Source organism: Terriglobales bacterium, assembly GCA_035624475.1.
Lineage (GTDB): Bacteria > Acidobacteriota > Terriglobia > Terriglobales > Acidobacteriaceae > DASPRL01.
In genome coordinates, this window is sequence record DASPRL010000381.1 from 1 (window position 1) to 9882 (window position 9882).

At 67.3% G+C, this 9882-nt stretch carries 8 protein-coding genes; 5 read left to right on the forward strand and 3 right to left on the reverse strand.

The window, feature by feature from the left end:
• Positions 1-104: 104 nt before the first annotated feature.
• A complete protein-coding gene (locus tag VEG08_14815; GenBank protein HXZ29263.1) occupies positions 105-1499 on the reverse strand; it encodes an N-acetylmuramoyl-L-alanine amidase in 1395 nt (464 codons plus the stop codon).
• A 46-nt stretch (positions 1500-1545) separates the two neighbouring features.
• Positions 1546-2865, reverse strand: coding sequence for a DUF1015 domain-containing protein (locus VEG08_14820; GenBank protein ID HXZ29264.1), 1320 nt, complete (start codon positions 2863-2865; stop codon positions 1546-1548).
• 159 nt (positions 2866-3024) lie between these two features.
• On the opposite strand from VEG08_14820, the gene VEG08_14825 reads away from it, so the two are divergent.
• Positions 3025-4086: a VWA domain-containing protein gene (locus VEG08_14825; protein HXZ29265.1), complete on the forward strand. Its 1062-nt coding sequence runs from the start codon at positions 3025-3027 to the stop codon at positions 4084-4086.
• Positions 4070-5080 carry a VWA domain-containing protein gene (locus VEG08_14830; protein HXZ29266.1) on the forward strand — a complete coding sequence of 337 codons (1011 nt, stop codon included), beginning with the start codon at positions 4070-4072 and terminating at the stop codon, positions 5078-5080. Before VEG08_14825 ends, VEG08_14830 begins: the two co-directional genes overlap by 17 nt.
• A 21-nt stretch (positions 5081-5101) precedes the next feature.
• Here the strand turns inward: VEG08_14830 and VEG08_14835 are convergent, their stop codons facing one another.
• Positions 5102-6496 (reverse strand): FAD-binding oxidoreductase, encoded by a 1395-nt coding sequence (locus VEG08_14835; protein ID HXZ29267.1) that lies wholly within the window; start codon positions 6494-6496, stop codon positions 5102-5104.
• A gap of 141 nt (positions 6497-6637) precedes the next feature.
• Between VEG08_14835 and cysK the strand changes: the two genes are divergently transcribed.
• From cysK to VEG08_14850, 3 genes are all read left to right on the forward strand, one after another.
• Entirely contained in the window at positions 6638-7591 is a 954-nt protein-coding gene (cysK, locus tag VEG08_14840) for a cysteine synthase A (GenBank protein HXZ29268.1), read from the forward strand.
• Positions 7592-7724: 133 nt separating this feature from the next.
• On the forward strand, positions 7725-8465 hold the full coding sequence (locus VEG08_14845; GenBank protein HXZ29269.1) for a hypothetical protein: 741 nt from the start codon (positions 7725-7727) through the stop codon (positions 8463-8465).
• Positions 8462-9619, forward strand: coding sequence for a PLP-dependent aspartate aminotransferase family protein (locus VEG08_14850; GenBank protein ID HXZ29270.1), 1158 nt, complete (start codon positions 8462-8464; stop codon positions 9617-9619). The genes VEG08_14845 and VEG08_14850 overlap by 4 nt, the downstream gene beginning before the upstream one ends.
• Positions 9620-9882: the final 263 nt, after the last annotated feature.

Consider the following 9882-nt stretch of genomic DNA (forward strand, 5'->3'; position numbering starts at 1 on the left):
AGCGCGGTTCTCTTCCGCGCGCCGCTTCAGGTGAAGCAGGTAAAAGCCCAGGCCGAAGACCGCGGCCAGCAGCACCGCCAGCGTGATGAGCAGGTGGCGGGGGATCATCGCGCGCCCTCCAGTTGCGGACGTGCCTGCGCCAGCGCGTTGGCGATGGCGGTCACCACCGCCTGCTGGTAGGCGACCTGGGTGAGGGAATTCACGTCCGGGCGGGCGGGCGCGACTTCGACCGCCACCGCGGCGGCAGCGATGTTGTTGAGGGGGGCGACCGGCGCCGGCTGCATGGCCACGCTGATCTGCTTTTTGGCGACCTCCTCCAGGATGCTGTTGGCCAGAATGCGGCTGGATCCCAGGTAGCCCGCCTGGGCGCTCTCCCAGGGCAGGAAGGCGCCGGGGTGGCCCGCCGACGGCGGCAGCAGTGAAGTGTAAATGCGCACTCCGGTGCCCAGCACGTCGGCGTGCAGGGAGATGTAGACGGCGGCGCGGGCGCCGTTGGCGGCTTCGGCGCGCTGCTCGGGGCTGAGGGTGACATCGCCGTCGCGCAGCAGCAGCGTGTTGAAGCCGCGGTTCTGCAGCTCCGCGCGCAGGCGGCGGCCCAGGGCCAGGGTGACGTCTTTTTCGGCGAGCTGGGCAGACAGCGTGGCGCCGCGATCATCGCCGCCGTGGCCGGGATCGATCACCACCAGAAAACGCGGCCGGTAGCCGCCCACCGGCAGCGAAGGTTGCGGGGCCGGTGCGGGTGCGGGCGTCGGGACCTCCAGGGGCGGCACGGGTGTGGGCGCCACCGCCACGGTAGGCGGCACCGCCCCGGGGGCCGCGCTGATGGTGATGGTGCGTCCGCTGTTGCTGAAGGTGGCCAGCAGGGGCGCGGTCCCGTGCACGGTCAGCACCGCCGCCCCGGCGGATTCGCTGTACACCGCCGAGGGGATCAGGCGGTCGTTGAAGTTGAACTTCTCCGCCCAGGAGACCACGGGTTCGCGGGTGAAGACCATGCGCAGCGCCCCCGCTCCCGTGCTGATGGTGGGATTCACAGGGGCAGAGAAGTTCAGGACCAGGGCAGGAGACTCGCCCTTGCGGAGCTCGGCGGTGAAGCTGACATCGGCGATCCCGATCATGAGGCGGCGGCTGGTGGGGTGGTAGTCCACCCGGGTTCCCAGGAAGTGCGCCAGCAGGCTGGGAGCCGCGGCCAGGGGGATGAGGGCATTCTCGCCCTCCAGCACCGCCGGCGCGGGAAGTTCGACCTTGAGCTTGCCCACGCGCGCCTGGGTCTTGCCGTCCTGTACCTCGCCTTCGACGCCGCGGAAGCGGTACTTGAACTTGTGTCCGTCCACGCGGCCGCTGAACGGGCCCAGAGGCTGCAGCAGGTCGGTCAGGCCGATGTACTCCTTGCCCTCGCGCTCGGTGATGGCGACCTGGTAGCGAGCGCTGGCGGCAAAGACGTGGAGGTGGCGCTCCTCAGCCGCCGGCCCCCTCGCCGCCAGGGTCGCCAGCACGGCCACCAGCAACCCCGCTCGCCGCAGGGGGGCGCGCCAAGCTCCGAGATGCCTACTCCAGCGCATAGATGGTCAGCCCGCTGAGCAGCTTAGGATAGAAGTCGGTGGACTTCTGGGGCAGGACCTCGCCGGCCAGGGCCAGCGAGGTCACCTGGTCCACGTCCACAGGATTCATGAGGAAGGCCACGTCGGCGCCGCCACCGCGGACGCGCTCCACCGCCTCGCGCGCGTCGCGCAGGTAGGCGATGTGGCGCTGGTCGCGCACCGCCGCTTCGCCGATGCCCAGCCCCGCCTCCAGCACGACCTTGTGCAAGCGCACCACGTCGAGCCCGGCCTGGCGCGGGGAGAGACCTTGCAGGGCGGGGTGGTTGACGTCGGCACCGGCGCGCAACAGGAAGGCGCGCTCGGCGGTCACCGCCAGCAACGCGGTCTCGCCCGGCGGCGTGGCGGGGAGCAGAGCAGCCGGCCGGGCGGGATCAAACTCTGTGCTCAGGTCGCGCACCGCGAAGAAGCCGCCGGCCGCGAGGTTCCCTGCGTCCGCGCGGAAATCCGGCAAACCCGAGAGCACGCGGTGGGTCGGCAGGATGAGGATTCCGCCGCCCTGGGTATTCACGAACGTCATCATCACGCGCTCGTAGGGCGCGTCGGGATCGGTCCGCCCGGCCTGGACGCGCCGCTGGTTGCGGTAGGTGAGCGCGGTCTCGTAGCGATGGTGGCCGTCGGCGATGACGAGGGGGCGGCCGTGCAGCCTCGCGCGGATGGCGGTGACGGCGGCCGGCTCCGAGATGCGCCACAGGCGGTGCCGCACCCCGTACTCGTCGCGCACCTCGACTTCAGGCGGGCGGGGCGGCGACAGGAGAGGGTCGAGCGTGCACTGCGGATCGCAGTAAAGCACGAAGATCTGCCCAAAGTGGGCGCGGGTGGCGCGCAGCAGCTCCAGCCGGTCGGCCTTGGGCCGGGAGAGCGTCTGTTCGTGGCGGAAGACCACGCCGGCGGAATATTCCTCGAGGCGCCCAAGGCCGATGAAGCCACGGCGCTCCTGGATCACCCCGCACTCCCCGGGCGCTGCGAACTGCTGGCAGTAGGCGTAGAAGCCGGGCCCGGGGTCGGGGCGCAGGATGCCCGTCCCGCGCCAGGCTGCGAAGCGGGTGGCGGCGCGGCTGTAGACGTTGCTGCTCCCATCATCGCCGGGCTCGTTCTTGCCCAGGATGATGCGCACCAGGTTGTAGGGGCTGGAGGCGTAGTAGCGCTCCTGCATGGCCGGGGTGATCTTGTCGTAGGGCTGGGTGAGGACTTGGGCGGGCTCGACCTGGGCGGGATCGTAGCGCAGCGCCGAAAAGGGAAAGACTTCCGCCATGGCATCCGGGCTCATGGAATTGTAGCAACTCCGCAGAGGACTCCGCATTTCGGCCCCGCAACAGGGACCCGGCCGGCCGGCCGGACGGACAGGGGGACGTCCAAAAATCCTTGACGGCCCGATATTTTCGCGCTTGCAGTCTGTGGTAAGATGCGCAGCACACGAGGTTCCCCTATGGCCCGCAAAAGTGGTGACGGGCGCGGGTCCTGCTCGCGAGAGGCGGTTTCCTGCCGGGTGCGGCGGCTGATGCAAGGGTGGGCCGCCGGCTTGATCCTGCTGCTGGTCCTGGCGCCGGTGGGCGCGCGGGCGCAGGATTCCACCAGCGACGTGCACGTCGTACCCCGCAACACGACGCCGGCCAACGCCGTTCCAGGCATGAACCCGGCGCTGCGCACGCACACCAAGCCGGTCAAGGTGGATGTCGATCTGGTGCTGGTGCCGGTCACGGTCACCGATCCCATGAACCGCCTGGTCACCGGCCTGGAGAAGGACAACTTCGAAGTCTGGGACGGCAAGCAGCAGGAGCAGATCCGTCACTTTTCCTGCGAGGACGCTCCTATCTCCCTGGGCGTGATCTTCGATCACAGCGGCAGCATGACCGATAAGATCGACAAGGCCAAGCAGGCGGTCATCGAGTTCTTCAAGACCGCCAACCCGCAGGACGAATTCTTCATGGTCACGTTCTCCGACCGGCCGGAGCTGGTTTCGGACTTCACCAAGTCCATCGACGCCATCCAGGGCAGGATGCTGTACACCATCCCCAAGGGCGCCACGGCGCTGCTGGACGCCATCTACCTGGGGATCGACAAGATGCGGGAGGCGCGCAACAGCCGCAAGGCCTTGCTCATCATCTCCGACGGCGGCGACAACCGCAGCCGCTACACCGACAGCGAGATCCGCGATGTGGTGCGCGAGGCCGACGTCCAGATCTACGCCATCGGCATCTTCGAACCCAATCCGCCCACCCCGGAGGAGAAATACGGTCCCGTGCTGCTGGACCAGATCACCAGCGAGACCGGGGGGCGGCTGTTCCGCATCTACGACGCCAACGAGCTGGAGGACGTGGCCAGCAAGATCGGCATCGAGTTGCGCAACCAGTACGTGCTCGGCTACCGCCCCAGCAGCGCCCCCAAGGACGGCAAGTGGCACAAGATCAAGGTGAGGTTGCTTCCACCCAAGGGCCTGCCGCCGCTCCATGTGTATGCCAAAACAGGGTACTATGCGCCTTCGCAATAGACTGCTTCTGGGACTCCTGCTCGTCGGCCTGGTGTTGACCCTGGGGGCGCAGAACCCGCAATCTCCTCCCGCTCAGCCGCCGGCGGCCGCCGCTCCGGCCCAGGCGCCCGCCGCCGACAAAGAAAACGGCGTCTTCGTCTTTCGCAAGAACGTGGACGAAGTGGTGCTGCACGCCACCGTGGTGGATGACCACCAGCACCTGGTCACCACCCTGGACCGCGACGCCTTTGCCGTCTTCGAGGACGGCCAGGAGCAGCGCATCACCTCCTTCCGCCACGAGGACATCCCGGTGGACGTGGGCATCGTCATCGACGACTCCGGCTCCATGCGCGACAAGCGCTCCGCCGTCAACCAGGCCGCGCTCAACCTGGTGCGCGCCAGCAATCCCCAGGACGAGGTCTTCGTCGTGAACTTCAGCGAGGAGTACTGGCTCGACCAGGACTTCACCAGCAGCATCCCCAAGCTGCAGGAGGCGCTGGAGAACATCGATTCGCGCGGCGGCACCGCTCTTTACGACGCCGTCATCGCCTCCGCCGACCACCTCAACAGCGGCAAGCTCGATAAGAAGGTGCTGCTGGTAGTGACCGACGGCGAGGACAACGCCAGCCGCGACAACCTGGAACAGACCATCCGCCGCCTGCAGGAGATGAACAGCCCCACCGTGTACACCATCGGGTTGCTGGGCGACGATCACCCCCACCGCGCCAAGCGCGCCTTGCAAAGACTGGCGGAAGAGACCGGGGGCATCGCCTACTTCCCCAAGAGCCTCTCCCAGGTGGACGCCATCACCCGCGAGATCGCGCGCGACATCCGCAACCAGTACACCATCGGGTACAAGCCCTCCAAGCCGCAGAGCGACGGCGGCTTCCGCACGGTGAAGGTCACGGCCAAAGCACACGGCTTCAGCAAGCTGGAAGTGCGCACCCGCAGCGGCTACTACGCCACACCCGGGCGGGCCGCGGCCGGCGCTGCGGGTGGCCCCAGCCAGCCCTAGCGGCCACAAAGGCGCGCCGCCTCAGCGCTTCTTCCCCGCGCGCGCAGCGGGCTTGATGTTCTGGTTGATGTGGAACAGGTTCCCGGGATCGTACTTTGCCTTGATCCTGGCCAGGCGCGCGTAGTTGCCGCCGTAGGTCGCTTTCACCCGGTCCTCCCCTTCCTCCATCATGAAATTCACGTAGGCCCCGCCGGCAGAGTAGGGATGGAGCGCTTCCCAGTAGCTTCTCGCCCAGGAGACGATGCGCTCCTTGTTGGCGGGATCGGGGTCCACGCCCACGATCACCTCCGCCCAGTTCGCGTCCCGGTACGCCCACGCGGTGGCGCCCTTGCGCACGCGGCGAGTGGCCCCGTTGATGGGGTACAGGTGCATGGTCGACCACATGGTCGGGATCATTTTCCCGAACCGGACATGCTCGCGGATGGCTTCCTCCGGGAGCTGGCGGACGAAATCGGCTTTCCAGTACCACTGCAGCCCCGGGGGATAGAGCGCATCGAACATGCTCGTCACCATCGGGAAGGGCATGGGGCCGACCAGATCGAGCGCGGCCGGGTGCGCGCGGCGGATGGGGGCGAAGGCCTTCTCCGCTTTGGCGGGCGGCCCCAGGTAGCACCACACGATCCCGCACATCTTCTTGCCGTGCAGTCTTTCGGGAAACGGCGGCGCCGGCGGCACCACCAGGAAAGCGAAGAAGCCGCTGAGATCCTCCGGGGCCTTCACGATGAATTCACGGTACCACTGCAGGATCTCAGGGGCCTCCTCCAGCTCCCACAGCGTGGGGCCGGCAATGACGGTGTGGATGGGGCGGGCGCGGAAGAGGAACGAGGTCACGACCCCGAAATTCCCCCCGCCTCCCCGCAGCGCCCAGAAAAGGTCGGGGTTCTGCTTGGCGCTGGCGGTGACGAAGCGGCCGTCGGCCAGCACCACGTCGGCCGAGAGGAGGTTGTCGATGGTCAGTCCATACTTGCGGGTGAAGTAGCCCAACCCGCCGCCCAGGGTCAGCCCCGCGACTCCGGTGGTGGAGATGAAGCCCGCCGGGACCGCGAGCCCGAAGGGATAAGTGGCATGGTCCACCTCGCCCCAGGTGCAGCCTCCGCCGACGCGCACCTCTGCCCTCTTGGGATCGACGTGAACGAAGCGCAGGGGTGTCAAGTCGATGACCAGAGCGTCGTCCCAGACGCCCAGGCCGGCCGCGTTGTGGCCACCGCCGCGGACCGCCAGGGTCAGCCCGCTTTCGCGGGCGAAGTTTACCGCGGCGATGACGTCGGCGGCGTCGGTGCACCGGGCGATCACGGCCGGCCGCTTGTCGATCATCGCGTTGTAGACTTTGCGGGCGGCGTCGTAGCCAGCGTCGCCCGGGGCGATCAGTTCGCCGCGAAAGTGCGGACGCAGCTTCTCGAGGTGCACAGCCACCATGGACTCCTCCTTGCCTTCGGGTCACATCGCATCGCGGGACAGTCCCGAAGAGAACTCGACAGCCAAGTCCGGACCGGAAGCCGGCGCTGCGCCTGGCTGCGATTGACGCTCGCGCGCGCCTTCCCGTACTCTAGAGCGACAATGACAATCAAGGCCGCCGAAGCCGCCCATCTGCGCGTGGTCGAGGATATCACCGAACTGGTGGGCGAGACTCCCATGCTGCGCCTGCGCCGCGTGGTCCCGCCGGGCGCAGGCGACGTTTTCGCCAAGCTGGAATATCTGAACCCGGGCTTCAGCGTGAAGGACCGGGCAGCGTTGGGGATGATCGGGCAAGCCGAGCGCGAGGGCAAGCTGCGCCCGGGCTCCACCATCATCGAAGCCACCGCCGGCAACACCGGCGTGGGGCTGGCCCTGATCGGGATCAGCCGCGGCTACCGCGTCACCCTCTTCGTGCCGGAGAAATTCTCGGAGGAAAAGGTCATGGTCATGCGGGCCCTCGGCGCCGAGGTGATCCGCACCCCGGATGCCGAGGGCATGGAAGGCGCCATCCGCCGCGCCCGCGAGATGGCCGCCAGCACCCCGGGTTCCTTCCTCGCCGCGCAGTTCGAGAATCCCGCCAACCCCGACTTCCACTACCAGACCACCGGCCGCGAGATCTTCGAGCAGATGCAGGGGCGCATCGACGCGGTGGTGCTCGGCGCGGGCACGGGCGGCACCTTCACCGGCGTGGCGCGCTACATCAAGGAGCGGTTGCCGCGCGCCCTGGCCATCGCGGTCGAGGCTGAGGGATCGGTGCTGGGCGGCAAGAAGGAGAAGAAGGCGCACAAGGTGGAGGGCATCGGCTCCAGCTTCATCCCCAAGACCTTCGACCAGGCGCTGGCCGACGAAGTCATCATGGTCAGCGACCGCGATGCCTTCCAGATGGTGAAGGACCTGGCCGCGAAAGAGGGTGTGCTGGGCGGCTCCAGCGCCGGGGCCGCGGTCTGGGCGGCGGTCGAAGTGGCGAAGCGCCTGGGGCAAGGCAAGCGCGTGGTCACCCTGATTCCGGATCTTTCGGAGCGCTACCTCTCCAAGGGGATCTTCGACGGGGCCTAGGGGTTTATTCATTTACTCATTTACTGATTTATTGATTTTCGGAGCTTCTCGCCCGGAAACGGCAGTTCGCTCAGCCGGCAAAATCAATAAATGAACAAATCAATAAATGAATAAATCTGCAACAGCATGTGTTGTGGTCGCCGCGGCCGTTCTGGTCTGCCTGGCGCAGGAACTCAAGCCCGAGGACGTCCTGGAGGGAGCGGCGGCCAGCGCCAAGAGCTACCTGCGCGACACCACCGAACTGCCGCTCCAGGTGTCCACCACCATCCAGGAATTCGACTCCGCCGGGAAACAGCGCAAGACCCGGCGCGACAGCCACCGCTTCACCATCGTGCAGGCGCGTCCCGACGAGTACAAGACGCGCAGCAGCGTCAGCGCGGGGACCTTCGTGTTTCATCACCGGAGCATGATCGAGCAGATCGATGCCGACGTCACCGCCGTGGCCGCGGGGATGCTCTTGCGCTCCGACGTACGCCAGGGCTTCGACTTCCAGATCTCACGCCCGGGCGAGCGCCCCTTGTTCCGGGTGAGCTATCAATCTCACCCGGGTTGTGGCTTCGAGATCAACAGCCGGCACTTGAAGCTCCGCAACTGGTGCGGCGAGGGCGAGTACGTGGTGGAGCCGGGCAGCTACGCGCTGCAGCATTTCACTTTCGCTGCGGCGCACACGCCCGCCCCCGTGCTCGAAGGCAGGACGCTGAGGAGTTATCGAGTGGAAGAAACCTTTCAGACGATCTCGGTGCCGGGCGTCGCTCGACCCTTTGTCGTGCCCAGGACCCTCACCACCACCTACGAGGATGAAGGAGGCAGGACCGTGCTGAACAGCGAATTCACGCTCTTGCCGCAAGAATCAAAGGGGAAGGACTCGCCATGAAAGCCAAGGAACCCGGATTCGCCACCAAGTGCATCCACGCGGGCCAGGAGCCGGAGCCGCTGACCGGCGCGGTCAGCGTGCCCATCTTCGCCACCTCCACTTACGTGCAGGAGGAGCTGGGGAAGCCGCGGCTGGGCTACGAGTACGCGCGCGTCACCAACCCCACCCGCGACCGGCTGCAGGAGAGCCTGGCGGCGCTGGAGGGCGGCGTGGCCTCGCGCGTCTTCGCCAGCGGCATGGCCGCCATCAGCGCGCTCTGCACCACCCTCAAGAAGGGCGACCACGTGGTGTGCTCGCACAACGTCTATGGCGGCGTGCCCCGGCTCTTCAACCAGATCCTCACCCACTACGGCCTGGAGTTCACTTACGTGGACACCTCCGACACGGCGGCGGTGGAGAAGTCGCTGCGGCGCAGCACCCGCTTCGTGTACGTGGAGACGCCCACCAACCCGCTGATGACCATCAGCGACATCCGAGCCATCGCCGACCTCTGCCATGCCCGCAAAGTCGAGCTGGTCGTGGACAACACTTTCATGTCGCCCTACTTCCAGCATCCCATCGCGCTGGGCGCGGACATGGTGGTGCACTCGACCACCAAGTTCCTCAACGGCCACTCGGACGGTCTGGGCGGGGTCATCGTCTGCACGCGGGCCGAGCAGGCGGAGGCCTTCGGCTTCATTCAGAAATCCGTCGGCGCGATTCTCTCGCCCTTCGAGTGCTGGCTGGTACTGCGCGGGGTGAAGACCCTGGCGGTGCGCATGGAGCAGCACGACCGCAACGGCCGCGCCGTCGCCGACTTCCTCAACCTGCACAAGAAGGTGAAAGCAGTCTTCTATCCCGGGCTGCCGCAGCATCCCCAGCACAAGCTGGCGCAGAAGCAGATGAGCGGCTACGGTTCCATGATCACCTTCGAGACCGGGTCGCTGGGGAACGCCAGGAAGATGCTGCGCAAGGTGCGGGTGTGCTCGCTGGGCGAGTCGCTGGGCGGGGTCGAGACGCTGATCTCGCATCCCGCCACCATGACCCACGCCGCGCTGGGGGAGAAGGGAAGAAGGGCCATCGGGCTGACCGACGGCATGGTGCGCATCTCGGTGGGCATCGAGGATGTGGACGACATTCTGGCCGACCTGGATGAGGCCCTGGCGGCCATCTAGCCGGCGCGGTACTATCGCAGTGATGTCGTCGCCCGATTCCCTCCCGCACCGGGTCTTGCGCGCCGTGCGCCGGGCTCGCTTCGGGATCCTCACAGTGGCGCTGGCGTATGTGGTCTCGATTGCCGTGGGCCTGGCCATGGTGCACGGTGGCAACCGCTTCGCCTTGGACTACCGCGACAAACTGGTCTCGCGGGCCTACGCCTCCTCTTCCATCCTGCGCGCGCTCCAAAGCGGCCGGCCCGAAACCGCGGCGGCCCTGGACT